Below are 26,889 nucleotides of genomic sequence, written 5' to 3'. Positions count from 1 at the left end.
GTGCTCTTGCTCTTTCGTTTCCGAGCGCGCATCCTGGTTGCGAGAGCACCGCTCTCGCAACCAGAACGGAAGCAGGGACCATGTCGCACCACCACCTCGTCATCGGCGCCGGCCCGGTGGGCCGCCACGTCGCCGCGCTGCTCGCCGAACGCGGTGAGCACGTCACCGTCGCCACCCGCTCGGGTCGGGACACCGGCCTGTCGGGGGTCGGACACCTCGCGCTCGACGCCTCCGACGCCGAGGCCCTCACCCGGGCAGCCGACGGCGCCGCCGTGCTGTACAACTGCGCGAACCCCGGCGACTACACCCAGTGGGAGCGCACCTGGCCACCGCTCGCGGCGTCGATGCTGACCGCTGCCGAGCGGACCGGAGCCGTCTACGCCATCACCGGGAACCTGTACCCGTACGGCCCGGTCGACGGACCGATGCGCCCCGACACCCCGGACGCCGCGACCGACCACAAGGGGATCCTCCGCGCACGGCTGTGGGCCGATGCCCTGGCCGCGCACCGTGCCGGACGCATCCGCACGGTCGAGGTCCGGGCTTCGGACTACGTCGGGCCGGGCATCGGGGCGAACGGGCACGTCACGCGGGTGCTGCCGGCCGCACTGCAGGGGAAGGCCGTGACGATGATCGGCAGGACCGACCTGCCGCACACCTTCACCGACGTGCTCGACGTCGCCAGGACCCTGGTGGCGGCGGCCTCGGACGAGCGCACGCACGGCCGCACGTGGATGGTGCCGAGCAACCCTCCTCGCACCCAGCGGCAGGCGCTGACCGAGGTGCTGGCCGCGGCGGGCAAGGCACCCGTGGCCGTCCACCGGATGCCCACGGCGGCGATCCGTGCGCTCGGGCTCGTGTCACCGATGATGCGGGAGCTCGCCGAGATGAGCTACCAGTGGACCGCACCGTACGTGGTCGACGATGCCGAGAGCCGCGCGGTGTTCGGCATCGAGCCGACCCCGTGGGACGAGGTGTGTCGGCGGACGGTGGTGGGGGTGGTGTGAGGCGGGCTGAAGGCGGCGGTGCGGCGGCGGGGGCCTGCGGCGGGCTGCGGCGCCGCCGAGGTTCCACAACATGCCGCCGGTGTGCCGCCGAGGTTCCACGGAGCGGCCGAGAGCGCGCCGAGGTTCCGAGATCTCGGAACCTCGGACCCCGTACCCTGCACGCCCACCCCGCGCCCCCACCCCGCGACACCGGGGCGCCGCCGAGGTTCCACAACACGCCGCCAGTGTGCCGCCGAGGTTCCACGGAGTGACCGAGAGAGCGCCGACACTCCAAGATTTCGGAACCTCGGGCCCCGCCGCACCCACCGCCCCCGACGCCCGGAACACAGGACGGGGTGGGACGCGCCGTTGCGTCCCACCCCGTCCTGCCTCGGTCTGCCGGTCAGATCACCAGCAGCCGCGAGTACTGCGCCGACGACAGCTGCTGCGCAGCCCCGCCGGAGGCCAGCACGCGCCACAGCCCGGCCGAGGGCCCGCTGTCGACGTTCGCGAACACGTCGCCGTCGTCGGAGGCGGCACCCGTGTTCGCCCCGCGCGACCCCGCCGTGATGCCGGAGACCGCCACGGTGGACTTCCCACCGGAGCCGACCACGAGCTTGTCCGGGATCGTGCGGTCGACCTTGCAGCCGGCCGGGCTGGTCGGGTACTCGGCGGGGGCGCTGCACCACTCGGCGGACTGCAGCAGCGAGAACCCGTCGGCGTTGGCAGCCGCGTACTCGAACGCCAGACGGGGCTCGATCCGCGTCAGCGCCGTGGCGCCCGGCTTCAGCTGGTACCAGGCCCACGAGCCGGCGCCACCGGGAGAACGGATGTCGACGTACACGTTGCCGTGCGAGTCGGCGAGGACCGCTGCGGGGTACCCGACGCCGGAGCTGCCGGGGAGCGTGATCGCCCGTGCGGCCGTGCCGGTGCCCACGACGATCGGGGAGATCTGCGAACCGCCGACGGCGACGACCTTGCCGTCGGGGGTGACGGTCCAGAACCGCTGGCCGCTGCCCGTGGCAGTCAGGTCGAGCACGGTCGTCGCGGTGGAGCTGCCGACGGGGAGCTTCTGCACTGCCCCCGTCACCGAGTCGATCCAGTACAGGTTGCCGGCGACGTCGGAACGCAGGTCGGCGGTCAGGTGCAGCCCGGTCGCCAGCGTCCGCGTGGCACTGCCGTCGGCGGGGTGGAACAGGATGGAGGTGCGGTCGGCCGACGGGGTGAACACGTCGCCGACGTCGTCCGCGGCGAAGCCCGTCCCGTTGGCCGCGACGACCTTGCCAGCGCCGGAACCGTCCTCGGCGAACCGCACGACGTTGCCGGACGCGTCGAGGGCGAACAGCGACTGCGTCGTGTCGACCACGGACGGCGTGGTGTAGCGGACCAGGATCGTGCGGCCGGACTTCTTCGCGCCGATCGCCCGGACCGAGAACTTGTAGGTCGTCTTCGGCGTCAGGTCACCGAAGCGGTCGGACCGCGCCTTCGCCGGCAGCCGGTCGACGCCGTTGCCGGGCTGTTGCTGCGCGGGGGCGATCGTGACCTTCCAGCCGGTCACCTTCGCGCCGGACTTCGGGGCACCCCAGGTCACGGTCGCGCTGTCGCCGGCTCCGGTGACCCGGACGGTGGTGGGCGCTCCGGGCGCCGAGGACGAGGGGGCTGCCGTCGCCGGCGCCACTCCCCCGATGACGAGCGCCGCCGCTGCTGCGACGGTGATGAGTGCTCGGTACACGTTCGTTCCCCTGCCTTCTCCGCGGCTCCCTGCGTCACGGCTCCAGGTATCACAGCACCGCTCGGGCGCCAGGGGAACGGATCCGAGCGTGATCTGCGGTTCCCCGCACCGCAAGGCTGGTGACGCAACGCCGGCAGGCGGGGCGGCCCGCGGCGGGAGACGCGACCGGACGACGGACGGGAGGCACGGTGCCAGCTGGCACCGTGCCTCCCGTCAAGAGGTGGTCGCGTCCAGGACGCGACTCGCGTCGACGACGCGACTCGCGTCAGTAGCGGGGCTTGCGCTCCGGACGCTCGTCGCGGCGGCCGCCACCACGGCGGTCGGGCTTGATCTCGATGAGCTTGCCGCTGATCCGGGTGTCGGTCAGGCGGTCGAGCACGCCGCCGTCCATGTCGGCGGGCAGCTCGACGATGGAGAAGTCCGGCTGGATGCGGATCGCACCGAAGTCGTCGCGGCGCAGGCCACCCTCGTTCGCCAGGGCGCCGACGATCTGGCGGGGCTCGACGCGGTGGCGGCGGCCGACCTCGATGCGGTAGGCGGTCATCGGCTGCGAACGGCGGGGCGCACGGTCACGGTCGCCACCTCGGTCGCTGCGCGGCCCACGGTCGTCACGTGCACCGCGGTCGTCGCGCTCGCCACGGCGGGCGTCGCGCTCCATCTGCGTGCGGAGGGCGTCGTCGGCTGCGGTCAGGAGCAGCGGCGAATCGCCCTGCGCCACGACGGCCAGGGCGGCGGCGACGTCGTCCGAGGGGACGTCGTGGTGCTCGACGTAGTGAGCGATGACGTCGCGGAAGGCGGCGATGCGGCCCTGGTCCTCGAGCGCCGCGGTGATCGCGTCGTCGAAGCGGGTCAGGCGCGTCTCGTTGACGTCGTCGATCGTCGGCAGCTGCATCTGGGTGAGCGGCTGCTTCGTGTGGCGCTCGATCGCGGAGAGCAGGCGACGCTCGCGGGGGGTGACGAAGCTGATCGAGTCGCCCGAGCGGCCGGCACGACCCGTGCGGCCGATGCGGTGCACGTAGGACTCGATGTCGACCGGGATGTCGTAGTTCACGACGTGCGTGATGCGGTCGACGTCGAGGCCACGGGCGGCGACGTCGGTGGCGACGAGGATGTCGAGCTTGCCGGACTTCAGCTGGTTGACGGTGCGCTCGCGCTGGGCCTGGGCGACGTCACCGCTGATGGCGGCGGCGGCGTACCCACGGGCCCGGAGCTTCTCGGCCAGGGTCTCGGTCTCGCTCTTGGTGCGGACGAAGATGATCATGCCCTCGAAGTCCTCGACCTCGAGGATGCGGGTCAGGGCGTCGACCTTCTGCGGGTACGAGACCATCAGGTAGCGCTGCGTGATGTTCGCGGCGGTCTTCGTCTTGGTCTTGACGGTGATCTCGGCCGGGTCGGTCAGGTACTGCTGCGAGATGCGGCGGATCTGCGCGGGCATGGTCGCGGAGAAGAGCGCGACCTGCTTGTCGTCGGGGGTGTCGGCGAGGATCGTCTCGACGTCCTCGGCGAAGCCCATCTTGAGCATCTCGTCGGCCTCGTCGAGCACGAGGTACTTCAGCTCGGACAGGTCGAGCGTGCCCTTCGCCAGGTGGTCCATGATGCGACCGGGCGTGCCGACGATGACGTCGACGCCGCGGCGCAGGGCGGACAGCTGCACGCCGTACGCCTGACCGCCGTAGACCGGCAGGACGTGGACGTGCTTCATGTGCGACGCGAACTGCTCGAACGCCTCGCACACCTGCAGGGCGAGCTCGCGCGTCGGGGACAGCACGAGGGCCTGCGGCTTCTTGCTGCCGGGCTCCATGCGGGACAGGATCGGCAGCGCGAAGGCGGCGGTCTTGCCGGTTCCGGTCTGCGCGAGGCCGACGACATCGCGGCCGTCGAGCAGTGTGGGGATGGTGGCTTCCTGGATGGCGGAAGGGGTTTCGTAGCCGATGTCCTTGACGGCCTTGAGCACAGCATCGCTCAGGCCGAGATCGGCGAAGGTCACCACGGGCCCCTCGTCGGTGGTCTCGGTGGTGGTGGCGGTGTCCGTGCTCATACACCAACGGTATCTCGAATGCACGCTCCGCAGTGACCGGGGGGCGTGCGGACGGGAGGAACGGGGCGGGCCCGCCCCGTGCCTCCCGTCCTCGTCGTGGTCACGTCACGGGCGCGTGGTGCCGATCCCGAGGACCGCGTCGGCCCGGTCGTTCAGCCGCGTGAGCATCTCGGCGAGCGAGCGCAACTCGTCCGAGGCGAACTCCTCGGTGAGGTCGTCGAAGACCTCGGCACCGGCGGCGTCGAGCTGGTCGAGCAACTGCTTGCCCGCGGGCGCGAGCGAGACCAGGGTCGCTCGGCCGTCGGCGGGGTCCGGCGAGCCGACCAGGTGCTCGGCCTCGACCAGCGACGCCACCCGGCGGCTGATCACCGGGCGGGACAGGCCCGTCGCGTCGGCGATCGCCGTCGCCCGGACGGGTCCGTGACCGGCGACGGCACGCAGGATCACCCGCGCCGTCGGGTCGAGGCCGCCGCTGGACTCGATGAGCGAGGAACGCAGGGTCTGCCGGACCCACAGCCGGTCGAGCTGGGATCGCAGGAGTCGCTCGGCGGCACGCCGGTCGTCGGACATGGGGCCAGCGTAGCGGGCACATTTAGTTGCTTGCTGGAAGCAACAGATGTATCGTTGCGCGGTCTGCAAAGTTACACAGCACGAAAAAGGAGTTCGATGACCGCCACCGCACCCGTCCAGGTGCAGCACGGTCGGCACACCGCCGAGGCCCCAGCAGCCTCCGGCGGGACCGGCCCGCAGCCCCTGATGACCCACCGCCAGATCCTCCTGGTGATCTACGGCCTGATGGCGGGCATGTTCCTGTCGTCCCTCGGCCAGACGGTGTTCGGCACGGCGATCCGCACCATCGGCGACGACCTGCACGGCCTCGACCAGCAGGCCTGGGTGACCACGGCCTACCTGATCACCTCGACGATCGCGACGCCGATCTACGGCAAGCTCTCCGACATCTTCGGCCGCCGGCCCCTCTACATCTTCGGCATCGTCGTGTTCATCCTCGGCGCCGTCCTGTCGTCGATGTCCACCTCGATGCTCATGCTCGCGGCCTTCCGTGCCGTGCAGGGCATCGGTGCCGGTGCGCTGATGTCGCTGCCGCTCGCGATCATGGGTGACATCCTCGCCCCGCGCGAACGTGCCAAGTACCAGGGCTACTTCCTCGCCGTGTTCGGCATCTCGTCCGTCATCGGGCCGCTCATCGGTGGGCTGCTCGCCGGTTCCTCCGAGATCCTGTGGATCACGGGATGGCGCTGGGTCCTGCTGATCAACGTGCCGATCGGCGTCGCCGCGCTCCTCATGGTCATCGTCTTCCTGCACCTGCCGAAGGTGCACAGTGCCGACGACGCGAAGCCCAAGGTCGACTGGTGGGGCGCGACCGCCGTCATCGTCACCCTCGTGCCGCTGCTGCTCGTCGCCGAACAGGGCCGCATCTGGGGCTGGGGCTCCCCCGCCGCCATCGCCTGCTACGTCGTCGGGGTCGTCGGCCTGGTCGGGCTGCTGCTCATCGAGTCGAAGATGGGCGACGCGGCGATCATCCCGCTCAAGCTCTTCCGCTCGGGCACGTTCTCGATGGCGACCGTCATCGGGTTCCTGGTCGGCTTCGCGATGTTCGGCGCGATGCTCACCATCCCGCTGTACCTGCAGATCGTCGTGGGGCTCACCCCGACCGAGTCCGGCTTCGCCACGCTGCCCCTGGTCGGCGGACTCATGATCGCCTCGATCACGAGCGGTCAGATCGTCGCCCGCGTCGGCCGCTACCGGATCTTCCCGGTCATCGGCACCGCGCTCGTGTCCGCCGGCTACGTCGTCCTGACCTTCATGTCGATCGACAAGCCGCTGTGGTTCCTGATGATCGGCATGTTCCTGATCGGCCTGGGCCTCGGCTCGGTCATGCAGTCGCTGACCCTGGCCTCGCAGGGCTCCGTCGAGGCTCGTGACATGGGCGTCGCCACGTCGTCCGCCACGTTCTTCCGGCAGATCGGTGGAACGCTCGGCACCGCCGTCCTGCTGTCGATCCTGTTCTCGGTGATGCCGGCGAACATCCTGCACGCGACCGCGAACGAGAAGGACCTCGGCCCGGCGCTCGACGCCGCGCTCAACCCCACCGTCGCCAGCGCGAAGGCGAACCAGGGCGCGATGGACAAGATCTGGACGCCCGTCGTCACCCCGCTGACGAAGACCGTGCAGTCGCAGCTCGACGCTGCCTCGGCGAAGGCGACGCAGGCCGCCGACGCCGCGGTCACCGAGCAGGTCACGGCAGCAGTGCAGCAGCAGGTCGCCGCCGGTGCGGTCCCCGCCGCCTCGGCCCAGTCCGTCATCGACCGGCAGGTCGCAGCGGCGACGCCGGCGGCCGAGCAGTCCGCCCTCGAGCAGGTCGCCGACCAGGCACACGCCAGCGTGCAGGACGGCACCGTGTCCGTCGACTGGTCGAACGCCTCGCAGCGCTCGTACTGGGTCGACGAGCTCACCCCGGAGCTCGCGAAGAAGATCGACGACGGCAACACCACGAGCGACAGCGCCACCAGCACGAACGACACCTCGTTCCTGACCGGTGCCGACAGCCGCCTCACCCGACCGTTCATGGCGGGCTTCAACGCCTCGTCCGTGACGATCTACTGGGTCGGCCTCGGTGTGATCCTGCTCGCGTTCGTGCTCACCTGGTTCTTCCGGGTGCCGCCGCTGCGCCAGCGCTCCGCCCTGCAGGAGCGTGCCGACCTGTCCGCCGAGGCCCAGCTCGAGGCCGAGGCCGGCGCCGCCGCTGCCGACGCCGGCTCGTTCACCGGTCCGATGACCGGGTCCGTGCCGACCGGATCGGTGCCCACCGGATCGGGTTCGACCGGATCCGCGCCGACGCACCGTCGGTGACCGACCGGGCCGTCCGTGCCGTGCCCCCTTTCCGGCACGGGCGGCCCACCAACCCCCACCACCAGGAGTCCACGTGATCACCACCCCGGCAGCTGCAGTGGCGACGGAGCCGTGCACCCTGCGGGAGCGCAAGAAGCAGCAGACCCGGCAGGCGCTGCACGACGCGGCCCTGACGCTGGTGTCCGCGCACGGGCTGGACGGCGTCACCATCGAGCAGATCTGCGCCGATGCCGACGTCTCGCCCCGCACCTTCTTCAACTACTTCTCGTCCAAGGCGCACGCCGCCCTCGGACTCGACTCCGTCGAGGTCCCGGAGCCTTCCGCAGCATGGTTCACCGAGGCTCGTGGCGGCCTGGTCGACGACCTCTGCACCCTCGTCGCGGCGACCGTACCGCTGTCCCAGGACCGCCGCCGGATGAAGGAGCTGCTGGTCCTCCGGCCCGAGATGTCGTCGATGGTGATGCAGTGGATGGCCGAGTCGCGCCAGTCCCTGCTCAGCGTCGTGGGCACCAGGACCGACGACCAGACCGCTCGCACGGCGGTGACGCTCGTGATGTCGGCGCTCAGCGAGGCCGCCCACCGCGACTCCGTGCGGAACAACGACGAGCTCGCGGTGCGGCTCCGGGCCGTGGTGCGCGAGATGGCGGCGCTGGCCTCCTGACGGGGTCGTGCCGCGTACCGAGTCGTTTCGGGCGTACCGGGTCGGAACTTCTGACCAGGTGCGCCCGATTCCGCTTCCCATCGCACGCGTTCTGGGAAAGAACGTCAGGCGGTGGCGACGCTTGCTCGCCGCCGCGACGGTCGGTGCCAGACGAGCGCGGCGTTCGCGGAGTCGCGGGCGAAGCGGAGCACCCGCAGCACCACGATGTCGTGGTCGCCCGCGCGGTGGACGGCCTCGACCGAGCACTCCAGCCACGAGTGGGCGCCGTCGAGCAGGATCGCTCCCGCCCCGGTGTCCGTGGACGGCACGCCGACCAGTCGCTGCGCCCGATCGCGGGAGGCCAGCTGCCGGGTCTGCGCCGCGTGCCCCTCGGCGAGCACGGAGATGCCGAGCACCGGCGCGCCGGCCAGGTACGGCCAGGTCGTCGACGAGTGCTGCACGGCGATCGTCGCGAGCGGCGGGTCGTACGAGACCCCGACGGTGAGGGACGTCGCCACCATGACGACCGGCACGCCGTCGACCCGGGCTGCGATGGCGGCCACGACGGAGGGGACCTCGGCGATCGCCTCGCGGATGTCGAGCGGGTCGTCGGTGAAGTCGTGCTGCATGGTGGTTCCTTCGTTCAGGAGCGGGCGAGCAGGGTGCGGGCACGGCGCTCGTCGGCACGCATCGCGGCGACGAGGGCGTCCGGCCCGGGGAACGTGCGCTGCCGCCGGAGCCGACGGCCGACGGTGAGCTCGACGGGGGTGCCGTACAGGTCGCCGTCGAAGTCGAGCACGTGGATCTCGACGGTGCGCGGCCGGTCGGCGAAGGTGCTGTTGCTGCCGATCGACACGAGCGCCTCACGGGCACCGGACCACGTCGGCGCGGTGAGCCAGCCGACGTAGACCCCGTCCGACGGCACCGCGCCCCCGTCGTCGGGCAGCAGGTTGGCGGTCGGGAACCCGAGCCCGTGCCCGACTCCGGCGCCGTGCACGACCGCGCCGGTCAGGACCGCCGGCGCTCGCCCTGGCAGGGACGCAGCTGCCACGAGTGCCCCGAGGGCCGCCAGCGCCAGGGCACCGAGGGCCACCGCGTCGGTCGACACCGCGAGCAGCACGGCGGTGACCGTGCTGCCCAGGACGGCACCGAGCTGCTTCACGGTGTTGAAGGTGCTCGACGCCGCACCGATGGTCGCCGATCCGGCGCCGAGCACCGCCGCGAGCGAGAACGGGGACCAGACGAACGCGTTCGCGACCCCGAAGCCGGTGAACGCCGTCGCCACTGCCCAGAGGGGTGCGGCGGTCCCGATGAGCACGGCGGTCAGTGCCACCGAGACGACGAGCAGGACGGCGCCGATGGTCGCCGTCGCACGGGGGCCCGCGGTGTTCGTCGTGCGGCCGACGAACGGTGCGGCGGCCAGGCAGGCGACCCCCATCGGCACGAGCACGAGGGCCGCGGCACCCGGTCCGAGACCACGTCCGTCCTGCAGGTCGAGCATGAGCGGGATCGGGGCAGAGCCGACGCAGAACGACGCGGCGGTCGCGCCCCACGAACCGGTCACGAACCCGCGGTCGCGGAACAACCCGAGCGGGACGAGCGCCCGGTCCCCCGCGCGGCGCTGCACCGTGAGCACCGCGGCGACGACGAGTGCGCCGAGCACCACCAGACCGACCCGCGGCAGGGGTGCGGCGAGGACGCCGTCGCCCGTGCCCTGGACACCGACGACCACCGCGAACACCCCGGCGGTCACCCCGACGACGGCGAGCACCGGCAGGGGCACCGCGATGCGTCGGGACACCGGCACGAACCGGAGCACGGCGACGGCGGTGACGATGCCGACGGGCACGTTCACCAGGAAGACCGACGGCCACCCCCACGCCTCGACGAGCACGCCGCCGACGATCGGGCCGGCGACGGTCGCCGCACCGCCACCGGCGCTCCAGACGGCGAGCGCGACGGCGAGCCGGGGTGGCTCGAACAACGAGCGGATCACGGTCAGGCACTGGGGTGTCAGCAGCGCGGCACCGACGCCCTGCACGGCGCGCCAGACGATGAGCGCGCCGATCCCCGGTGCGAACGCGCACCCGACCGACGCGACGGTGAACACCGCGAGCCCGAGCAGGTAGACCCGGCGGTGCCCGAAGCGATCGCCGAGCCGTCCGGCGACGAGGAGCGGCACGGCGAACGCGAACAGGTAGGCGCTGTTCACCCAGACCGACAGCGACGCCTCCGTGCCGAGGTTGCTGCCGATGTCCGGCAGGGCGACGGACACGATCGTGCTGTCCAGCAGCAGCATGAAGAAGCCGAGGCAGAGCCCGCCGAGCGCGAGCCACCGACGGGCCGGGGTCACCTCACACCGCCAGGTTCTCGCGGAGCGTCGACCCCGGGTACCGCGGCGCCAGGGCACCTCGGGCACGCAGCTCCGGCACGAGCAGCTCGCTCAGGTCGGCGAACCCGGTGGGCATGCCGAGCGGGCTGGACAGCATGTAGCCGCCGCGTCCGCCGGTGGCCGCGAAGTTCTCCTGCAGGGCGTCGGCGACCCCCGCGGCGTCGCCGACCAGCATGTGGTCGAGGCCCGTCGCGGCACGCCAGCCGTGCTCGAAGAAGTCGTCGCGGTCCATGGTGTGGTCCTCGCCGAACTCGGCGACCAGGCTGCCGACCAGGCCGGCCGGGCTCGCCTGCGCGGCGACGATCTCGTCGCGCAGCTCGCCGAGGCGGAACGTCTCCGGGAGCGTGGAGAAGTCGTACCCGGCGTTGTGCGAGATGAAGGTGCCGACGGCCTCGCGGTTCCAGAACGACAGCAGCGAGTCACGGCGGGCGGCGGCCTCGGCGTCGGTGGCGCCGACGATGACCTGGGTCGCCCAGAGGATCCCGACGCCGGACGGGTCCCGACCGGCGCCGGTGAGCGCTGCGTCGAGGGCGTTCCGGTGCCGGAGCTGTCCGGCGACGCTCGACCCGAACCCGAACACCAGGTCGGCGAACGACGCGCTGGCGGCGATGCCGCGCGGCGAGTTGCCGGCCTGCACGACGACGGGGTGCCGCTGCGGACTCGGGACGCTCGCGAGCGGGCCGCGCACCTTGAAGAAGCGGCCGTCGTGGTCGATGGGGTGGACCCCGGCCGGGTCGGCGAACCGGCCGGTCGCGCGGTCGCGGACGATCGCGTCCGGGGCGACGGAGTCCCAGAGCGCACGGCAGACGCCGATGAACTCCTCCATCCGTTCGTACCGCAGGTCGTGGTCGATCAGGTGGTCGGACCCGTAGTTCGCCGCGTCCGCGCCCCGCGACGAGGCGACGACGTTGAACGCCATCCGCCCGCCGGTGACGTGGTCGAGGGAGTTGAGCAGTCGGGCGACGGAGAAGGGGTGGGTGAACGTGGACGAGTAGGTGAGCCCGAACCCGATGTGCTCCGTGACGGTGGACATCGCGGCGATCACGGGCGACATGTCCTGCCGGGGCCACTGGATGCCCCACTCGACGGCCGGGTCGATGCTGCCGCGCCACGTGCTCGGCACACCGGACCCGTCGCCGAAGAACAGCATGTCCACGCCTGCGCGCTCGGCGGTCCGGGCGACCTCCATGTACATGCGGACGTCGGGGAAGTCCTGGCCGACCCAGCTGCCGGCCGCTGCCCACCGCCCCTCGGTGTGGGTGAAGGACAGGTCGTAGGCCAGGTGCATGCCGCTCATCGGGCACCCACCGGCGAAGCGGACGCAGACGCAGACGCAGACGCAGACGCAGCAGCGTCAGCAGCCGCGCGCCACAGCGCCACCGTCTCGTCGGCGTCGGTCACGACGCCCACGTTGAGGTCGATCAGGGTGAGCGCGGCGTCGTGCACGTCGGTGTCGTACGCGGCGGTGGCGTCCTGCGGGACCACCACGGGCCAGCCGAGCTGCATCGCGTCCTGTGCGGTGGCGAGGACGCAGCACTCGGTCGTGAGTCCCACGACGGTGACCCAGCCGATCCCTGCGGCGGTGAGCCGGGCCTCCAGGTCGGTGCCCAGGAACCCGCTGTAGCCGCGCTTGACGACGCGTGTCTCACCGGGCTCGGGCGCCGTGCGGTACCACTCGGCGCCCTCCGTGCCGATCCGGCAGGGCTCGTCGTCCGGCATCGGGCCGTCCGGGTCGCCCCCGCGCAGCCACGTGCTGGAGCGCCACGGCCGGGCCGGGTCGCTGCCGAGTTCGACCCAGACGACGGGGACGCCCGCTGCGCGGGCCTCGTCGACGAGCGAGCCGATGCGGGTGACGGCGGCGGCCACGGCGACGGACGCGCGGTCGTCGAGTCCGTAGGGGGCGATCCGCGCCGGCTCACCGAAGTCGCGCTGCACGTCGACGACGACGAGCGCGGGGCGGAGCGGAGCGGACAGCAACTGCGCGAGCCGCGGGTCGCGACCCGCGTCGGGTCCCCCGGTCACCGGACGACCGCCGCGTCGTGCTGGCGGAGCGCCGGCAGGACGGTCTCCCCGAACAGCACCATGTCCTGGTCGTACTCGGGGAAGATCAGCATCAGGCCGTCGAGCTCGCCCCGGTCGACGATGTACTCGATGTGCTCGGTGACGGTCTCGGCGGACCCGGCGACGTACGCGGTCTGGAACGCGTCCTCACCGGCAGCACCGTCCGCCCAGGCACGCGCCTGCTCGGCGGGGACGCCCCACGACGCCCGCATCGAGGCCAGTGCTTCGCGGTCGACGCCGGCACCCCACTCGCGCACCTTCCGCTGCGCGGCGGCGTCGGTCTCGCCCTGCACGACCGTGAGCATCGAGTAGGTGCGGCACTCGCGTCCCTCGGCGGCGGCGCGGTCGTGGACGTCGCGGGACAGGTCGCGCATCTCGTCCAGGCTGTCCGCTGCCAGGAAGGCGCCGTCGGCGTGCTTCGCCTGGAACGCCCGGGCCGCTTCGGACTTGCCGGCGCTGATGATGGTCGGCCGCGATGCGGGGTGGGGGCGGGACTCGCACGCGTCGAGGTCGAAGTACGGCGTGTGCATCGTCACGCTGTCCTCGGTCCACAGGCGCGTGACCGCCTCGGTCCAGAGCTCCGTCATCCGGTACCGGTCGGCGTGGCTGAGGGCCGCGTCCCAGATCCCGAACTGCTCGAACTCCGCCGCGTAGGCGCCGTTGACGATGTTCATGCCGGCCCGGCCGCCGGAGACGTCCTGCAGCGTCGTGTACATCTTCGCGGCGACCGCCGGGTTGTGGACGTTGGCGTGCATCGTCGCCCAGATCTTGACCCGCTCGGTGGCCTCGGCGATGCCGGCCATCATCGTCATCGACTCGAGGGAGCGACCCCAGTGGTCGGTGGAGCCGCCGAAGCCGCGCCACTTCGCCATCGACATCACGAAGTCCAGGCCGATCGTCTCGGCGTGCAGCGCCGCGCGCTTGTTCCACGCGTAGGTCGCCTCGGGGTGGGGTGCCGTGGTGGAGAGCATCCACCCGCCGTTGCCGATCGGGAGGAAGATCCCGTACTCCTTCGCGGGCATCTCACGCCGCCTTTCTGGTCGTTGCGGAACACTCGGTGACGATGGCGCTCACGGTGCCGGCCACACGGTCTCGCCGTCCTTCGTGATGGCGTCGATGTACTCGTTCGTGAACCAGCTCTTCGCGTCGTCAGCGGTCACCGAGCTCTTGACGATGTCGAACTGGTGCAGCATGTCGACGAGCTTCGTCACGTTCTCCGGGTCGATCCCGCCGAGGGGCTGGTCCGGCGTCGGGTTGTCCGCGATGACCTTCGTCTCGGTGGTCCAGATCTTGGTGTTCTGGGCGGTGTCGTAGGTGGCGCCGGACAGCTTCGCGGCGTACCCGACGCACTGCTTCGTCTTCGCCTCGCTCGCGGAGCAGAAGTCGTAGGCGTGCAGGGCTGCGCGCAGGACGTCCTCGACCGCGGTCGGGTGCGCCTTCGCGAAGGCGGGGTTCACGGCCATCGCGCCGATCGACGAGGGGATGTCGTAGTCGACGGGCTGCCAGACGGTGACGTCGTCACCGGCGGCCTTGAGCAGGTTCGGCTCGTTCGACACGAAGCCCGTCAGCGCCTCGAGGCCGTTCTGCTTGCGGGGCAGGACGGACGGGTCGTAGCCCTCCTTCACGAGCGTGAGGGAGTCCCACTCGACGCCGGCCTTCTCCATCATCGCCCGGACCGAGGCGGGGACGTAGCCCTTGTGGCCGACGACCTGGCCGTCGAGTTGCGGCAGCTTCGTGATGTCCTTGTTCGTCATCAGGACGTCGAGGCCGGCGTTCGAGTACGACGAGATCCCGGTGATGTCGATGCCGTTCGCGCGGGCCTGGATGAGGTCCTGCTCGGCGACGGCGGACACGGTGGCCTGGCCACTGGCGAGGAGCTTCGTGTTCTGGGCGGTGTCACCCGAGCCCGGCTTGAGGGTCACGTCGAGGCAGAGGTCCTTGAAGTAGCCGAGCTCGTCCGCCGCGATGTACTCGAGGATCGACGCCGACGACTGGTACTGGTAGCCGGACAGGTAGGTGATCTTGCCGGCGTCCTGGTTCTCCTTGCACCGCTCGGCCGAGATCGCGCTGCCCTCGGACGAGGTGGTGCCGGCGCTCGAGCCGGTGCTGCAGCCGGTGAGCGCGAGGGCGACGACGGCGGTGGCGAGGGCCGCGAGGGCGGCCTTGGTGCTGTGCTGCATGGTGCTGTGCTGCATGGTCACTCCTGTGGGAAGGGATGGGTGGTGCAGGGCGGGTGCGGGTGGGTCGGTGGGTCGCCGGACGTCGGCCTGGAGGCGCGGCTGACGTCGCGCGAGCAGGCTCGCGCCGGCGGGTGGTGCGGCAGGGCCGCGGGGCGGCCGCGTGGTGCGGCCGGCGGACCGCGCGTCAGTCGTTCGCGGTGCGGTGCCAGTGCAGGACGCGCCGCTCGACGACCGTGATGAGTCCGAGCAGGACCACGCCCATCACCGCGAGGATCGCGATGGCCGCGTAGACGACTTCGAGCTGGTTCATCGACGACGCCGTGCTGATCACGGTGCCGAGGCCGCCGGTCGAACCCGAGGCGGAGAGCTCCGCGACGACCGCGCCGATGATCGACAACGGGAACACGATCCGCAGGGCTGCGAACACGAACGGCAGGGCGTTCGGGATCCGCAGGTGCACGAGCATCTCGAACCGGGAGGCATCGATCGTCTTGTACACCTGCAGCACGGGCTGCGGCACGGACCGCAGGCCCGCGGCGGTGTTGATCAGGATCGGGAAGAAGCAGATGAGCGCCGTGATGACGAGCTTCGGCAGCGGCCCGAACCCGAACGCCACCACCAGGGCCGGCGCGATCGCGACGAGGGGCGTGACGTTCAGCACGATGGCGATCGGCATGACCGCACGGCGGACGATCGGCAGCTCACTCGTCAGCACCGCGAGCACGAAGGCGGCGAGGAACCCGATGGCCAGGCCGACGAGCGACTCCGCCAGGGTGATGCCGGCGTTCTGCAGGTAGTAGGGCAGCTGCGTGGCGAGGGTCTCCCCCACCGCGGGCAACGGCGGCAGCAGGTACGGCATCGCCGTCGCGCCGAGCTGCCAGAGCACCGCCAGGACGGCGAGCATCACGACGAGGGGCAACCAGACGGTCGGTCGGAGCCAACCGGGCACCGGTCGGCGGGCGGTGCGTCGCTCGGCGTCGGCCGTGGTGGCGGTCGCGGCGGGCGTGGAGGTGGTGGTGGCGCTCATGGTCCCGTCTCCCTCAGGCCGCATCGGTCATGCGCCAGGCGCTGTGCAACCGGGTCCGGACCAGGTCTTCGTACTCGTGGAACCGCTGTTCCTCGAACAGCCGCTGGTTGCGCGGGCGGGGCAGGTCGATGTCGATGACGTCGACGATCCGGCCGGGGCGCGGCGCCATCACGACGACGGTGTCCGACATCCGGACGGCTTCGGACACCGAGTGCGTCACGAAGAGCACCGTCGTGCGCAGCTCGTCCCACAGGTCGAGCAGCTGGTCCTGCAGGCTCTCGCGGGTGAACTCGTCGAGCGCCGAGAACGGCTCGTCCATCAGCAAGACGTCGGGGCGCAGGCCGAAGGCCCGGACGATCGCGGCACGCTGCTGCATGCCGCCGGACAGCTGTGCGGGGAGCTTGTCCATCGCCTCGCCGAGTCCCGCCATCCGCAGGAGTTCGCGCATGTCCGGGCCGGTGCCGGTACTGCGCTCCTCGAGGTCCTCGATGGCGGCGCGGCGGCGGCCGGCACCCGGGTTCACGCGCCCGGCGAGCGACACGTTCTGCAGCACGGTGAGCCAGGGCAGCAGCGCCGGTGCCTGGGGCACGAGTCCGATGAGCTTCGCCGCGCAGGCCTGGGCCGGCGTGACACCGTGCACCCGGACGTCACCGCGGTCGGCGGGCTCGAGCCCGGCCACCAGCCGGAGCAGCGTCGACTTCCCACAGCCGCTCGGGCCGATGAGCGACACGAACTTCCCGGGCTCGATGGTCAACTCGACATCGTCGAGCGCGACCATGGCGCTCGGGCCGCTGCCGTACACCTTGCGCACCGCGTCCACGCGGACCGCTGATGTGGTCATCCGTTCCTCCATACCGTCGGCGAGCACGCAGGCTCGGTCTCGTATGGCGGAGAGCGTGCGTCGCGAGCTCGGGTTGGTCTGCGACGCGGAAATCCGCTGCTGGTGACGAGGCTAGGACGCCCGTGTTACGGAGTCGGACCACATGTGTTGCGAACGTGTGAACGAGTGCGCGGGTCGGGTCGACTGCGCTCAGCGCGGCGAGGGCACCGCGGTCTGCCCGTCCCAGACGAGCACCTCGACGCCGAGGTCCTCGGCGGCCACCGCAACCCACCCGGCGAGCGCCCTCGCCGCGGGTTCGGCGACGACGAGCACTGCTCGGTCCACGCCGGGGACCGACTGCCGCAGCCACAGCAGCTTGAACAGGTCAGCCATCACCTTGTTGCGCCAGGCGGGCTTGTAGGCGCCCTGGTTCGCGACGAGCTGCACGACGACGCGGTCGGCGTCGTCGATGCCCTCGACCTCGACCCGGGCGCGGTCGAGCACGACCGTGCGCGGGCGGAGGACGAGGCCGAGGGCGGTGCCGGTGTGCTCGAGCATCCGGCGTTCGACGGAGTCGGGGGCGAACCGGCCCCACTCGGAGCGCGCGACGGGGACCTCGGTCATGTCGGCAGTGTAAGCGGGCCAGCCGCTCCGGATCGACCGGCGCGTCAGACCGACCGCGCGGCCGCCTCGAGGGCCTCGGCCGCTTCCCCGGCGCGCACGATGTCGCTGTCGCTGACCGACCGCGCGTTGTACTCGGCTTTGGTCTTCACCGCCAACAGCACCTCGAGGTGCTTCGCAACCGGCTGTCCAGCTGCCGCACGCAGCACGGGTACCGCTTCGTCGTGTGCTCCCGATCGCGAGTACTCGCCGGTCCGAGCGACGCAGATCGCGTCAGCCGCGGCGATGCCGCTGAGGACGCACTGCGTGACGAACGCGTTCGCGAACTGCGATCCGGCACTGAAGACCCCTGCGTCACCGCCGAGCGCGCGGAGGGCCTCTGCAGCTTCGAGGAACTCCTTCGCCTTGGCGAGCCGGCCCCTCCGGAACGACTCGTCGCCCGGTGCGGTGGTGCCGGTTCGCGGGGTCATCCAGTCAGGGTACGGAGCTTCCGGGACAGCCATCGACCATCGCCTGCGATGGGAATCCCGTCCCCGGCAACCGATGCGAGGAGCGGGTCGGTGCCGTCGATCTCGTCCTCGTCGAAGAGGACCGGCCGCACGGCGTTCCCGGTCCACCGACCGGCCGCACGGCACAACGCGTGGATCTGGTCCTCTGCCTCCTCACGTCGGCCGTGCTCGACGATGAAGCAGACATCGAGGTCGCTGTCCGGCCGCATCTCACCACGGGCGCCGGATCCGAAGAGCGCGGCGTACCGGAGGGGGATCGATCGACAGCCCGATCGGAGTCGTTCGAGGAACGCGCGCCGGAGATCGGCCAGAGCGGTGATCGCATCGGCGGCGAGGTGTTCCCGGTTCAGGCTGAACGACTTCGTCCGTCCGGTCCGGTGCCCGTCGACGACACCCTGCTCGACCAGCCGATCCGCGCTGTTCCGGACCCCGGCGTACGACCGGTCCGGCACCAGGCTGCAGATGGCCGCGATCGTCATCGGTCCTGGCGCTCGTGCCAACACGGCGAGCACATCGCCGTCCACGGAGGTGGTCACCGTCGCGAAGGGGGACTGCAACTGCATCGGGACCTCCGATCGGATACGAGTAGAAATCTACCACTTCTAGTAGATTTCTACTCGTATCTGAGCATTCTCGTCAGACGACCGACCACCCACCGTCGCTCGGCAGCACGGCGCCGTTCACGTTGGCAGAGTCGTCGCTGAGCAGCCAGGTGATGGCCGCTGCGAGCTGCTCCGGCTGCGCCACCGGCGGGATGGCGACCTGCATGATGGGGCCGACCCGGCTGGCGGCGTACTCGCTGCGCATCGGCGCCTCGATGTTCGTCGCGACCGCGCCCGGCGCGACCGCGTTTGCCCGGATGCCCTGCGGCCCGTGGAAGAACGCCACGCTCTTGGTGAACCCGGCGATCGCGTGCTTCGACGCCGTGTACGCGGCACCCGCTGCAGAGGCGCGGAGTGCGGCCTCGGAGGCGACGTTCACGACGGCGCCGCGGCCGGCGGCGATCATGTGCGGCAGGACGGCGCGGGTGAGGCGCATCGGTCCGGTGACGTTGACGCTGAAGACGCGGTCCCAGGTGGCGTCGTCGACCTCGCTCGGCGGCAGGAAGGCGTCCATGATGCCGGCGACGTTCGCCAGTCCGTCGATGCGATCACCCGCGGCCGCGATGAGTGCGTCGATGGTCTCGGTCGCGGCGACGTCGCCGACGACGGTCTCGAGTTCGAGGCCCTCGAGTTCGGAGCGGAGCGCGTCGAGGCGGTCGGCGACGACGTCGGTCGCGATCACCCGCCCGCCCTCGTTCGCGATGCGCGTCGCCGTGGCGCGTCCGATGCCGGAACCCGCCCCGGTGACGATGATGGTCCTGCCGGTGAAACGTCCGGCGGTGGTGTCGGTCATGTCGTCTCCTCACTGAGAGGCGCTCGCTGCGCCACGATGGTTATAGCACTCAGTGCCGAAAGGACTCCATGCGCCCGACGAGCGACCGGCCGGCGAGCGATCGACCGACGGGACGCCCCCGCACGATCGACCCGGACGCGGTGTCCCTCGTGGCGCTCCGGCTGTTCGACGAGCAGGGCTTCGACGCCGTGTCGATGGACGACGTCGCCGCGGCTGCCGGCGTGAGCCGCCGGTCGTTGTTCCGGCTGTTCCCGAACAAGGCGGCGCTCGTCTGGGGCGGGCTCGACGAGTTCGCCTCGCGGTTCGGTGACGCGCTCCGACAGCGGCCGTCCACGGAGTCGTCGTCGGTCGCCCTGCGTGCCGCCTACCGGATCGGCGCGACCTTCCCCGACGACGCCGTCGAGGTCACCCGCCACCGACTCCGTGTCATCCGCGCCAACCCCTCGCTCGAGCACGTCGGCGCGGCCACGGTCACGACCCTGACCGACGCGATCGTCCGGTTCGTGGCCGAGCGGGACGGCGCGACGCCCGACGACCTCGCGGTGTCGGTGCGCGCGCACGCCCTGGCGGCCGCGGCGAGCGCGGCCCTCACCTGGTGGGCGCTGCACGGCGACGGCCGACCGGAGGACGTCGTGGACCGCGCGCTCGCCCTGCTCGCCTGAGACGCGCCCTGGACACGACCACCGGACGGACGGGAGGCCCGTGGCGGGCGTGCCACGGGCCTCCCGTCCGGCACCCGGCCGGGCTCAGCCCATCGCTCGCTTCCCACGGACGTCGCGCGACAGCGCGTCGATGCGCGCCACCTCGTCGTCAGTGAGCCGCACCGCGGCGGCGGCGACGTTCTCGGCGACGCGTCCGGGGTTGCGCGATCCGGGGATCGGGACCAGGTCGGCGCGCTTCGCCAGGATCCAGGCCAACGCGAGCTGCGAGAGCGAGACGCCCTTCGCGTCGGCGATCTCGGTGAGTGCGGCGACGACGGCGACGTTCGCGTCGAAGCGCTCCGGCGCCCACCACTCGAGCTGCTGCCGGATGTCGTCGGCCGCGTAGGCGCTCGCGGGCTGCACGGCACCGCTCAGGAACCCGCGCGCCAAGGGCGAGCACGCGACCACGCCGATGCCGAGCTCGTCGACGAGGGGGAAGAGCGCCTCGGACTCCCGCGAGAAGACGGAGTACTCGGTCTGGAACGCCGAGATCGGGTGGACCGCATGGGCACGGCGGATCTGGTCGGCATCGGTGTTCGACAGGCCGAGGTACCGGACCTTGCCGGCCTGCACGAACTCCTGCATCACGCCGACGACGTCCTCGATCGGGACAGCCGGGTCGTGCACGTGCTGGTAGAGCAGGTCGATCGAGTCGGTGCCGAGGTTCTGCAGGCTGGCGTCCACCACCTGCCGGATGTGCTCCGGTCGGGAGTCCGGTGCGTAGGCCTCGGGCGTGAACCCGAACTTCGTGGCGATCGTCACCTCGTCGCGGATCGGGGCGAGCGCCGCGCCGAGGAGCCGCTCGCCGGTCCCCCAGCCGTACAGCTCGGCCGTGTCGAAGTGCGTGACGCCGAGTTCGTGGGCGTGCCGGATCGCGGCGACGGACTCGGTGTCGTCGCCGGGTCCGTACGCGAACGTGGTGCCCATGGCGCCGTAGCCGATGGCGCTGACGGTGAGGCCCTGTCGGCCGAGGGTGCGTTGCTGCATGGTGCCGTCCCTTCGTGACGTGTGGTGGTCATGCGAGTGGCACTGTACGCCACTACTGTCAGAGTCTGACAACTTGGACCGAAGATGACGTCGCGGTACGATCGGCCCCGTGAGCGACGTGCGAACCGGCCTGCGGGACATCACCCGCGATGCCGTCCGCGCGCGCATCGCCGCCGTGGCACTCGAGCGGTTCGACACCGACGGGTTCGACAACGTCACCGTGGAACAGGTCGCCGCCGAGGTGGGGATCTCGGCGCGGAGCTTCCACCGGTACTTCCCCGCGAAGGAGGACGCCGTCATCGGCGACCCCGCGCGACACCGGGACGCCCTCGCCGAGGCGTTCCGGTCGCGGTCGACCACCCAGCCGGTGTGGCCCGCGCTGCGCGAGGCCTTCGCCGAGATGCTCGAGCGCGGCAGCACCGACGACCCCGAGACCGGTCGACGGTCCGTCCGCGTGATGACGAGCACCGCGTCACTGCGCGCACGGAACCTCGAGAAGCACCAGGCCTGGGCGGACGTCCTGACGCCCCTCGTCGTCGAGCAGCTCCACGGCCCCGACGCCGACCTGCGGGCACGGGTCCTCGTGCAGGCAGCCCTCGGGTGCTTCGACGTGGCGATCACCACCTGGGCCACGGGCAACGACCCCGACGCGGCCGCGATCCTGCGAAGCGCGTTCGACGGCATCGCACCGAGCGCCTGACGAGCGGACGCGCGCCCTCGTCCAGCGGTATCGTCCGGGCATGAACGTCACCGGACCGTCGCCGTACTTCCAGTTCGCCGGCACCGCCAGGCAGGCCCTCGAGCACTGGCAGGGTGTCTTCGGCGGCGAGGTCCAGATCGCGACCTACGCCGACTTCTCACGGACCGACGGCCCCGCCGACGCGGTCGCCCACGGGCAGCTCACCGGCGGGCTGCAGCTCTTCGCCGCGGACGCGAGCGAGACCGACGAGCCGTTCGCGGCGACCGGCCTGCTGTTCTCGCTCCTCGGGGCCGACGAACCCGACGTGCTGCGGCGGTGGTTCGACGCGCTCGCCGAGGGCGGCACGGTCGTCGATGCACTGCAGCAACGGCCGTGGGGCGACTGGGACGGCACCGTGCGGGACGCGTTCGGCGTCACGTGGCTGATCGGGTTCGAGGCGTCAGCGCTGGGATGACGGGCGCCCTCGCTGGGATGATGGGCGCATGACCGACCGCCCCGCCGTCCTGTTCGTGTGCGTCCACAACGCCGGACGCTCCCAGATGGCCGCGGGGTGGCTGCAGCACCTCGCCGGTGACCGCGTCCGGGTGTTCTCCGCCGGCAGCGAGCCCGCCGACCAGGTGAACGCCGTTGCCGTGCAGGCCATGGCCGAGCAGGGCATCGACATCGCCGACGCCCGACCGGCGGTGCTCGAGACCGAGACCGTGCGCGAGTCGGACGTCGTCATCACCATGGGCTGCGGGGACGCCTGCCCGGTGTTCCCCGGCAAGCGGTACGAGGACTGGGACCTCGCCGACCCGGCCGGGCTGGGGATCGAGCAGGTCCGCCCGATCCGCGACGACATCCGGATGCGGGTCGAGCGGTTGATCGCGTCCCTGTAGCCGGCTACTGCTGGTCGGACGGCAGCAGCGGCGCCCAGAGGGCATCCGGGCCGTCGGCCTGCACGGCGCCGCGCTCGAACCGGAAGCCGTAGTCGCGCACGAAGTCGAGCGCGGCGGCCTGCTCGTCCTCGGCGTCGTCGTGCGCGGCGTCGAACAGGTACACGCCGTGCCCCATCTTCACGCCCGAGTCGCTGATCACCGTGAGGTCCCAACGCCCCTCCTCGGCGCGTTCGATCCGCACGACGGCGGCCTGTGCAGCGGTGAAGTCAGCCATGCCGTCAGCCTACGGACGGCGCCCCGGCGGCGTTCAGGGTCCGCCGCGCCCACTACGCTGAGCACCGTCACAGGCCCGGACGAGCGGAGAACGAAGTCATGTCAGTCGGATTGCTCGCCGTGGTGGACGACATCCTCTCCGCGGCCCTGAAGGCGAGCGCGAAGACCGCCGGGGTCGTCATCGACGACGCCGCGGTCACTCCGCAGTACGTGCAGGGACTCGCGCCGGCCCGGGAACTGCCGGTCGTCGGGCGCATCGCGCTCGGCAGCCTGTTCAACAAGTTCATCATCATCATCCCGCTGGCGCTGCTGCTCACCGCGTTCGCGCCCTGGGTGCTGCCGTACCTCCTGCTCATCGGCGGGACGTACCTGTGCTTCGAGGGCGCGGAGAAGGTCACCGAGTGGTTCGGTGTCCACCACGGCGCAGGCTCCACCGACTCGGTCACCGAACCGAAGCTCGTGTTCGGCGCCATCCGGACCGACCTCATCCTGAGCACCGAGATCATGCTCATCGCCCTGGCCGGCCTCGACCCCGAACTCGGGCTCTGGCCGACGCTCGGCGCCCTCATCGTGATCGGTCTCGTCATGACCGCGGTCGTCTACGGCGCGGTGGCCCTGCTGGTGAAGATCGACGACGTCGGTCTGCAGATGATGAAGAACTCGGTCCGCCGGACCCGTCGCACAGGAGCGCGGATCGTGCGGGCGATGCCGACGGTCTTCCGGGTCATCAGCGTCATCGGCACAGTGGCCATGCTCTGGGTGGGCGGGCACCTGGTCATCGCGAACCTCGCCGAGACCTTCTGGCACGGCCCGTACGACCTGCTGCACACGATCGAGCACGCGATCGAGGCCACGGGCCCGGTCATCACGTGGATCGTCGACACCGCGGTCTCGGCGGTCGCCGGTGTCGTCCTCGGCATGGTCGTCGTGGCGATCGTCCTCGGCATCGGTCGCCTCCGCGGGAAGCACTGACTGACACTTCTGTTCCGGCGTCGGAACACGAGTGTTCCGACGGTGCACGCGTCGAACGACTCGTGGTCCGTCCGAGAACGGGTGCGCGCGACCCGCGCCGCGCGCCTACCCTGGCGCGCATGGCAACGGTGCGACAGGTCCAGGTGACGTTCGACTGCGCCGAGCCGGAGCGGGTCGCCCGGTTCTGGTGCGAGGTCCTCGGCTACGAGGTGCCTGCTCCCCCGCCCGGGTTCGACGACTGGCAGGCGTTCAACGCCTCGCTCCCGCCCGAGCACCAGGACTCCGCTTTCGCGTGCGTCGACCCGACGGGCGTCGGGCCGCGGCTGTTCTTCCAGCGGGTTCCCGAGGGCAAGACGGTGAAGAACCGCGTGCACCTGGACGTCCGGGTCGGCACCGGTCTGGTCGGCGAGGAACGTCTCGCAGCGCTCGACGCGGAGAGCGCCCGCCTCGTCGCGCTCGGCGCGACGCAGTTCCGCCGCATGCTCGCGGATCAGGTCAACGAGTCCTGCATCGTGATGCAGGACGTCGAGGGCAACGAGTTCTGCCTCGACTGATCCGCGAGCCCGCGCAGGTTCAGGCCACCGGCCCGTACGTGCTCACCTCGACGGCGTCGAGCTCGAGCTCCGCCGTCTGCTGGATGAGCGCCAGCAGGTCGGCGTCGAGACCGGGAGCGAACTCCTCGAGGCGCTCCAGAGCGATGAACGACGGCACGCCAGCCGGGGCCTGCTCGGTCGCCGTCAGGTCCGTGCCGTCCTTCGACGGGGACGCCCCGCGGAAGATCTTGCCCGCCTCGGACGCCCCGTCGAGGTCGAAGCTGTACTGCTTGCTCTGCAGCCCGAGGTCGAGGAGCTCCTTGACCTCCGGGAACCGCTCGGCGTTCGTCTTCGGGATCGGCAGCAGGGTCTTCCAGTCGACGCCGAGGGTCTCGAGCGCCTTCGCGTAGGCGTTCTCGTGCGCCTGGTCGCGGACGATCAGGTACGCGACGGTGCTGCGGGCGGTGGGGTTGTCCGTCATCTCGTAGATGCGGCACTTCTGCAGCCGACCGGTGGACTCGAGCATCAGGTTGTAGAGCAGGTCGAGCGGCAGGTTGCCGGAGTTGTAGACGTAGCTGCCGCTCCACGGGTTGCCGGCCGCGTCGACCGGCAGGGCACCCTGGGCGCCGACCAGGTAGTGGTGGATGTTGCTCGTGTCGAGCGCGATGTTGAGCGGCGTCGCACCCTTCGCGCCCGGCTTGTCGAGCGGGTCGGTGAGCTTGCCGGTGTACTCGGGCGAGCCGTCGAGCAGGCGGGAGATCGTGGTGCCGATGAGCTCGACGTGGCTGATCTCCTCGGTGCCGACGCCCTGGATGAGGTCGCGGTACGGCTTCGCCGCCGGGCCGCGGAAGTTCATCGCTTGGAACAGGTACTGCATCATCGTGCGCATCTCGCCGAACTGCCCGCCGAGCCCTTCCTGCAGGGCGTTGGCCGCTGCCGGGTCGGGCTCGCCGTCGGCGATCTCGTTGATCCAGGTCTGTGCGTGGAAGTACATGGGGCCTCCTTGCTCACCGCGACGGATCCGCCGCGTGCCTCACCGTCGTCCGGCGTCCCTGGCAGGCGACACGGGTCGTCCACTCAGCGCGGTATCGTCGTCGGCGCCGCACCGCCGCGCCCGGAAGGACCCCCGAACCGATGACCGTCAGTCACGCCGTCGACACAGCCGCCCTCGACGACTCGCTCGAGCCGGACCAGGTCCTCCGCGACCCGGCGTCGCTCGAGCGGTACCGCCACGACGACGCCGAGTGGGCCGACTCCACCGCACCGCTCGCCGTCGTCCTCGCACGCAGCACCGACGACGTCGTCGCCACCGTCCGGTGGGCGGCAGCCGCCGGCGTGCGGGTCGTGCCGCGCGGCGCCGGAACCGGGCTGTCCGGCGGGGCGAACGCGATGGCCGGATCGGTCGTCCTGTCCCTCGAGCTGATGGACGCGGTGCTCGAGGTGAACACCGACGAGCGCTACGCCGTCGCCCAGCCCGGTGTGGTCAACGACGCACTGCGGGCTGCCGTCGCGGAACACGGACTCTGGTACCCGCCGGACCCGGCGAGCTCGGCGATCTCGACGATCGGCGGCAACGTCGCGACGAACGCCGGCGGGATCTGCTGCGTGAAGTACGGCGTCACCCGCGACTACGTGCTCGGGATGACCGTGGTGCTGGCAGACGGTTCCGTGGTGGAGCTCGGACGCCGCACGGCGAAGGGCGTCGCCGGGTACGACCTGGCCGGCCTGATGGTCGGGTCCGAGGGCACGCTCGGCATCGTCGTGTCGGTCGCCGTCAAGCTGCTCCCCCTTGCCGGACGCGACGAACGTGCTGTGATCGGGTACTTCCCCTCGCTCAGCGCCGCCGGGGACGCCGTCGCTGCGATCTCACGTGCCGGGATCATCCCCGCCGCACTCGAGATCGTGGACCGGACCTGCCTGCGGGCCGTCGACGACTGGATGCACCTCGGGCTGCCGTCCGACGTCGACACCCTGCTGCTGGCCCGGGTCGACGAGCGTGGTGCCGCGGGGGACGAGCTCGCCGACCAGGTCGCAGCCGTCTTCGCGCAGGCCGGCGGCACCGACGTCGAGCGCGCCACGGACCCCGACGACATCGACCGGCTGTTCCAGGCACGGCGACTCGCGTACCCGGCACTCGAGCGGCTCGGACCGGTGCTCACCGAGGACATCTGCGTGCCCCGCAGCGCGGTGCCCGAGATGCTCCGACGGATCCAGGCGACGGCGGCAGCGCACGACGTCACCATCGCGAACATCGCGCACGCCGGCGACGGCAACCTGCACCCGCTGATCATCGCTCCCGAGGGCGACGAGGCCGCGAAGGCCCGCGCGAAGCAGGCGTTCGACCAGATCGTCGCGGACTGCCTGGCACTCGGCGGCACCGTCACGGGTGAGCACGGCATCGGCCTGCTCAAGCTGCCCGGCCTGCGGCAGGAGCTGGGCGAGCGGGTCCTCGCGATGCACCGTGCCGTCAAGGACGCCCTGGACCCGGCGGGCACCCTGAATCCCGGCAAGGCGTTCTGAACCCACGTGGACGACGGACGGGAGGCCCGGTGCCAGCTGGCACCGGGCCTCCC

General features: G+C 71.4%; 28 protein-coding genes. 10 read left to right on the top strand and 18 right to left on the bottom strand.

Annotated features, from left to right (window positions below):
- The first annotated feature begins 80 nt into the window (after positions 1–80).
- On the top strand, positions 81–1,007 hold the full coding sequence (locus ITJ69_RS02920; protein ID WP_194671955.1) for an NAD-dependent epimerase/dehydratase family protein: 927 nt from the start codon (positions 81–83) through the stop codon (positions 1,005–1,007).
- Between the two features lie 382 nt (positions 1,008–1,389).
- Here the strand turns inward: ITJ69_RS02920 and ITJ69_RS02915 are convergent, their stop codons facing one another.
- The 3 genes from ITJ69_RS02915 to ITJ69_RS02905 all read right to left on the bottom strand — a co-directional run bounded on the left by ITJ69_RS02915 (position 1,390) and on the right by ITJ69_RS02905 (position 5,326).
- On the bottom strand, positions 1,390–2,718 hold the full coding sequence (locus ITJ69_RS02915) for a fibronectin type III domain-containing protein (protein ID WP_194671954.1): 1,329 nt from the start codon (positions 2,716–2,718) through the stop codon (positions 1,390–1,392).
- A 265-nt stretch (positions 2,719–2,983) separates the two neighbouring features.
- Positions 2,984–4,756 carry a DEAD/DEAH box helicase gene (locus ITJ69_RS02910; RefSeq protein WP_123672920.1) on the bottom strand — a complete coding sequence of 591 codons (1,773 nt, stop codon included), beginning with the start codon at positions 4,754–4,756 and terminating at the stop codon, positions 2,984–2,986.
- A 105-nt stretch (positions 4,757–4,861) separates the two neighbouring features.
- The gene (locus ITJ69_RS02905) at positions 4,862–5,326 is read right to left on the bottom strand and encodes a MarR family winged helix-turn-helix transcriptional regulator (protein ID WP_131845216.1); all 465 of its coding nucleotides are present in this window, start codon (positions 5,324–5,326) and stop codon (positions 4,862–4,864) included.
- A 96-nt stretch (positions 5,327–5,422) separates the two neighbouring features.
- Between ITJ69_RS02905 and ITJ69_RS02900 the strand changes: the two genes are divergently transcribed.
- Positions 5,423–7,627, top strand: coding sequence for an MDR family MFS transporter (locus tag ITJ69_RS02900; RefSeq protein ID WP_159573990.1), 2,205 nt, complete (start codon positions 5,423–5,425; stop codon positions 7,625–7,627).
- A gap of 73 nt (positions 7,628–7,700) precedes the next feature.
- Positions 7,701–8,288 carry a TetR/AcrR family transcriptional regulator gene (locus tag ITJ69_RS02895; RefSeq protein WP_123939119.1) on the top strand — a complete coding sequence of 196 codons (588 nt, stop codon included), beginning with the start codon at positions 7,701–7,703 and terminating at the stop codon, positions 8,286–8,288.
- 104 nt (positions 8,289–8,392) lie between these two features.
- On the opposite strand, the gene ITJ69_RS02890 is transcribed toward ITJ69_RS02895, so the two are convergent.
- The 12 genes from ITJ69_RS02890 to ITJ69_RS02835 all read right to left on the bottom strand — a co-directional run bounded on the left by ITJ69_RS02890 (position 8,393) and on the right by ITJ69_RS02835 (position 19,272).
- Positions 8,393–8,896: a flavin reductase family protein gene (locus ITJ69_RS02890; protein ID WP_194671953.1), complete on the bottom strand. Its 504-nt coding sequence runs from the start codon at positions 8,894–8,896 to the stop codon at positions 8,393–8,395.
- 14 nt (positions 8,897–8,910) lie between these two features.
- On the bottom strand, positions 8,911–10,620 hold the full coding sequence (locus ITJ69_RS02885) for an MDR family MFS transporter (RefSeq protein ID WP_323742924.1): 1,710 nt from the start codon (positions 10,618–10,620) through the stop codon (positions 8,911–8,913).
- A gap of 1 nt (position 10,621) precedes the next feature.
- On the bottom strand, positions 10,622–11,956 hold the full coding sequence (locus ITJ69_RS02880) for an NtaA/DmoA family FMN-dependent monooxygenase (protein ID WP_194671952.1): 1,335 nt from the start codon (positions 11,954–11,956) through the stop codon (positions 10,622–10,624).
- Positions 11,953–12,681, bottom strand: a complete 729-nt coding sequence (locus tag ITJ69_RS02875) for a cysteine hydrolase family protein (protein ID WP_194671951.1) — start codon at positions 12,679–12,681, stop codon at positions 11,953–11,955. The genes ITJ69_RS02880 and ITJ69_RS02875 overlap by 4 nt, the downstream gene beginning before the upstream one ends.
- Positions 12,678–13,742: an LLM class flavin-dependent oxidoreductase gene (locus tag ITJ69_RS02870; RefSeq protein WP_111086881.1), complete on the bottom strand. Its 1,065-nt coding sequence runs from the start codon at positions 13,740–13,742 to the stop codon at positions 12,678–12,680. The genes ITJ69_RS02875 and ITJ69_RS02870 overlap by 4 nt, the downstream gene beginning before the upstream one ends.
- A 48-nt stretch (positions 13,743–13,790) precedes the next feature.
- The gene (locus tag ITJ69_RS02865) at positions 13,791–14,915 is read right to left on the bottom strand and encodes an ABC transporter substrate-binding protein (protein ID WP_228504696.1); all 1,125 of its coding nucleotides are present in this window, start codon (positions 14,913–14,915) and stop codon (positions 13,791–13,793) included.
- Between the two features lie 169 nt (positions 14,916–15,084).
- Positions 15,085–15,927 (bottom strand): ABC transporter permease, encoded by an 843-nt coding sequence (locus tag ITJ69_RS02860; protein ID WP_228504695.1) that lies wholly within the window; start codon positions 15,925–15,927, stop codon positions 15,085–15,087.
- Positions 15,928–15,940: 13 nt separating this feature from the next.
- Positions 15,941–16,768: an ABC transporter ATP-binding protein gene (locus ITJ69_RS02855; protein ID WP_123294748.1), complete on the bottom strand. Its 828-nt coding sequence runs from the start codon at positions 16,766–16,768 to the stop codon at positions 15,941–15,943.
- Positions 16,769–16,957: 189 nt separating this feature from the next.
- Positions 16,958–17,371, bottom strand: a complete 414-nt coding sequence (locus ITJ69_RS02850) for a hypothetical protein (protein WP_131922220.1) — start codon at positions 17,369–17,371, stop codon at positions 16,958–16,960.
- Positions 17,372–17,415: 44 nt separating this feature from the next.
- A complete protein-coding gene (locus ITJ69_RS02845) occupies positions 17,416–17,838 on the bottom strand; it encodes a hypothetical protein (RefSeq protein ID WP_194671950.1) in 423 nt (140 codons plus the stop codon).
- Positions 17,835–18,440 carry a nucleotidyltransferase domain-containing protein gene (locus tag ITJ69_RS02840; RefSeq protein ID WP_131845209.1) on the bottom strand — a complete coding sequence of 202 codons (606 nt, stop codon included), beginning with the start codon at positions 18,438–18,440 and terminating at the stop codon, positions 17,835–17,837. The genes ITJ69_RS02845 and ITJ69_RS02840 overlap by 4 nt, the downstream gene beginning before the upstream one ends.
- 73 nt (positions 18,441–18,513) lie before the next feature.
- A complete protein-coding gene (locus tag ITJ69_RS02835; protein ID WP_159573985.1) occupies positions 18,514–19,272 on the bottom strand; it encodes an SDR family NAD(P)-dependent oxidoreductase in 759 nt (252 codons plus the stop codon).
- 68 nt (positions 19,273–19,340) lie between these two features.
- Here ITJ69_RS02835 and ITJ69_RS02830 point away from each other — a divergent pair, with 68 nt between their 5' ends.
- Positions 19,341–19,934: a TetR family transcriptional regulator gene (locus ITJ69_RS02830; protein WP_194671949.1), complete on the top strand. Its 594-nt coding sequence runs from the start codon at positions 19,341–19,343 to the stop codon at positions 19,932–19,934.
- 84 nt (positions 19,935–20,018) lie between these two features.
- Here ITJ69_RS02830 and ITJ69_RS02825 read toward each other — a convergent pair whose 3' ends face one another.
- A complete protein-coding gene (locus ITJ69_RS02825; protein ID WP_194671948.1) occupies positions 20,019–20,960 on the bottom strand; it encodes an aldo/keto reductase in 942 nt (313 codons plus the stop codon).
- Between the two features lie 109 nt (positions 20,961–21,069).
- Here ITJ69_RS02825 and ITJ69_RS02820 point away from each other — a divergent pair, with 109 nt between their 5' ends.
- From ITJ69_RS02820 to ITJ69_RS02810, 3 genes are read left to right on the top strand one after another with little or no spacing between them, the layout of a single operon-like run.
- Positions 21,070–21,660 (top strand): TetR family transcriptional regulator, encoded by a 591-nt coding sequence (locus ITJ69_RS02820; protein WP_194671947.1) that lies wholly within the window; start codon positions 21,070–21,072, stop codon positions 21,658–21,660.
- A gap of 40 nt (positions 21,661–21,700) precedes the next feature.
- Positions 21,701–22,114: a VOC family protein gene (locus ITJ69_RS02815; RefSeq protein ID WP_123939127.1), complete on the top strand. Its 414-nt coding sequence runs from the start codon at positions 21,701–21,703 to the stop codon at positions 22,112–22,114.
- A gap of 28 nt (positions 22,115–22,142) precedes the next feature.
- Positions 22,143–22,538, top strand: coding sequence for an arsenate reductase ArsC (locus tag ITJ69_RS02810; RefSeq protein WP_123672903.1), 396 nt, complete (start codon positions 22,143–22,145; stop codon positions 22,536–22,538).
- A 4-nt stretch (positions 22,539–22,542) separates the two neighbouring features.
- Here ITJ69_RS02810 and ITJ69_RS02805 read toward each other — a convergent pair whose 3' ends face one another.
- Positions 22,543–22,812: a hypothetical protein gene (locus ITJ69_RS02805; RefSeq protein ID WP_194671946.1), complete on the bottom strand. Its 270-nt coding sequence runs from the start codon at positions 22,810–22,812 to the stop codon at positions 22,543–22,545.
- A 98-nt stretch (positions 22,813–22,910) separates the two neighbouring features.
- On the opposite strand from ITJ69_RS02805, the gene ITJ69_RS02800 reads away from it, so the two are divergent.
- A complete protein-coding gene (locus tag ITJ69_RS02800; RefSeq protein WP_194671945.1) occupies positions 22,911–23,783 on the top strand; it encodes a DUF808 domain-containing protein in 873 nt (290 codons plus the stop codon).
- A gap of 119 nt (positions 23,784–23,902) precedes the next feature.
- Positions 23,903–24,337 (top strand): VOC family protein, encoded by a 435-nt coding sequence (locus ITJ69_RS02795; RefSeq protein WP_123939129.1) that lies wholly within the window; start codon positions 23,903–23,905, stop codon positions 24,335–24,337.
- Between the two features lie 19 nt (positions 24,338–24,356).
- Here the strand turns inward: ITJ69_RS02795 and ITJ69_RS02790 are convergent, their stop codons facing one another.
- Positions 24,357–25,310, bottom strand: coding sequence for a manganese catalase family protein (locus tag ITJ69_RS02790; protein ID WP_159573387.1), 954 nt, complete (start codon positions 25,308–25,310; stop codon positions 24,357–24,359).
- A 140-nt stretch (positions 25,311–25,450) separates the two neighbouring features.
- Here ITJ69_RS02790 and ITJ69_RS02785 point away from each other — a divergent pair, with 140 nt between their 5' ends.
- A complete protein-coding gene (locus ITJ69_RS02785; RefSeq protein WP_194671944.1) occupies positions 25,451–26,836 on the top strand; it encodes an FAD-binding oxidoreductase in 1,386 nt (461 codons plus the stop codon).
- Positions 26,837–26,889 lie beyond the last annotated feature (53 nt).

Origin of the sequence: Curtobacterium sp. VKM Ac-2887 (assembly GCF_015350935.1) — a bacterium.
Taxonomy (GTDB): domain Bacteria; phylum Actinomycetota; class Actinomycetes; order Actinomycetales; family Microbacteriaceae; genus Curtobacterium.
Note: the sequence above shows the minus strand (reverse complement) of the source record. Positions and strands in the feature narration are given on the sequence as shown.

What these genes read in the sequence shown, in the direction of transcription:
- ITJ69_RS02855 (WP_123294748.1), bottom strand. Translation starts at nt 16,768, where the DNA reads ATGACCACATCAGCGGTCCGCGTGGACGCGGTGCGCAAGGTGTACGGC.
- ITJ69_RS02810 (WP_123672903.1), top strand. Translation starts at nt 22,143, where the DNA reads ATGACCGACCGCCCCGCCGTCCTGTTCGTGTGCGTCCACAACGCCGGA.
- ITJ69_RS02870 (WP_111086881.1), bottom strand. Translation starts at nt 13,742, where the DNA reads ATGCCCGCGAAGGAGTACGGGATCTTCCTCCCGATCGGCAACGGCGGG.
- ITJ69_RS02840 (WP_131845209.1), bottom strand. Translation starts at nt 18,440, where the DNA reads ATGCAGTTGCAGTCCCCCTTCGCGACGGTGACCACCTCCGTGGACGGC.
- ITJ69_RS02795 (WP_123939129.1), top strand. Translation starts at nt 23,903, where the DNA reads ATGGCAACGGTGCGACAGGTCCAGGTGACGTTCGACTGCGCCGAGCCG.
- ITJ69_RS02825 (WP_194671948.1), bottom strand. Translation starts at nt 20,960, where the DNA reads ATGCAGCAACGCACCCTCGGCCGACAGGGCCTCACCGTCAGCGCCATC.
- ITJ69_RS02865 (WP_228504696.1), bottom strand. Translation starts at nt 14,915, where the DNA reads ATGCAGCACAGCACCATGCAGCACAGCACCAAGGCCGCCCTCGCGGCC.
- ITJ69_RS02785 (WP_194671944.1), top strand. Translation starts at nt 25,451, where the DNA reads ATGACCGTCAGTCACGCCGTCGACACAGCCGCCCTCGACGACTCGCTC.
- ITJ69_RS02890 (WP_194671953.1), bottom strand. Translation starts at nt 8,896, where the DNA reads ATGCAGCACGACTTCACCGACGACCCGCTCGACATCCGCGAGGCGATC.
- ITJ69_RS02815 (WP_123939127.1), top strand. Translation starts at nt 21,701, where the DNA reads ATGAACGTCACCGGACCGTCGCCGTACTTCCAGTTCGCCGGCACCGCC.
- ITJ69_RS02905 (WP_131845216.1), bottom strand. Translation starts at nt 5,326, where the DNA reads ATGTCCGACGACCGGCGTGCCGCCGAGCGACTCCTGCGATCCCAGCTC.
- ITJ69_RS02835 (WP_159573985.1), bottom strand. Translation starts at nt 19,272, where the DNA reads ATGACCGACACCACCGCCGGACGTTTCACCGGCAGGACCATCATCGTC.
- ITJ69_RS02860 (WP_228504695.1), bottom strand. Translation starts at nt 15,927, where the DNA reads ATGAGCGCCACCACCACCTCCACGCCCGCCGCGACCGCCACCACGGCC.
- ITJ69_RS02880 (WP_194671952.1), bottom strand. Translation starts at nt 11,956, where the DNA reads ATGAGCGGCATGCACCTGGCCTACGACCTGTCCTTCACCCACACCGAG.
- ITJ69_RS02790 (WP_159573387.1), bottom strand. Translation starts at nt 25,310, where the DNA reads ATGTACTTCCACGCACAGACCTGGATCAACGAGATCGCCGACGGCGAG.
- ITJ69_RS02900 (WP_159573990.1), top strand. Translation starts at nt 5,423, where the DNA reads ATGACCGCCACCGCACCCGTCCAGGTGCAGCACGGTCGGCACACCGCC.
- ITJ69_RS02850 (WP_131922220.1), bottom strand. Translation starts at nt 17,371, where the DNA reads ATGACCGAGGTCCCCGTCGCGCGCTCCGAGTGGGGCCGGTTCGCCCCC.
- ITJ69_RS02830 (WP_194671949.1), top strand. Translation starts at nt 19,341, where the DNA reads ATGCGCCCGACGAGCGACCGGCCGGCGAGCGATCGACCGACGGGACGC.
- ITJ69_RS02920 (WP_194671955.1), top strand. Translation starts at nt 81, where the DNA reads ATGTCGCACCACCACCTCGTCATCGGCGCCGGCCCGGTGGGCCGCCAC.
- ITJ69_RS02910 (WP_123672920.1), bottom strand. Translation starts at nt 4,756, where the DNA reads ATGAGCACGGACACCGCCACCACCACCGAGACCACCGACGAGGGGCCC.
- ITJ69_RS02805 (WP_194671946.1), bottom strand. Translation starts at nt 22,812, where the DNA reads ATGGCTGACTTCACCGCTGCACAGGCCGCCGTCGTGCGGATCGAACGC.
- ITJ69_RS02845 (WP_194671950.1), bottom strand. Translation starts at nt 17,838, where the DNA reads ATGACCCCGCGAACCGGCACCACCGCACCGGGCGACGAGTCGTTCCGG.
- ITJ69_RS02800 (WP_194671945.1), top strand. Translation starts at nt 22,911, where the DNA reads ATGTCAGTCGGATTGCTCGCCGTGGTGGACGACATCCTCTCCGCGGCC.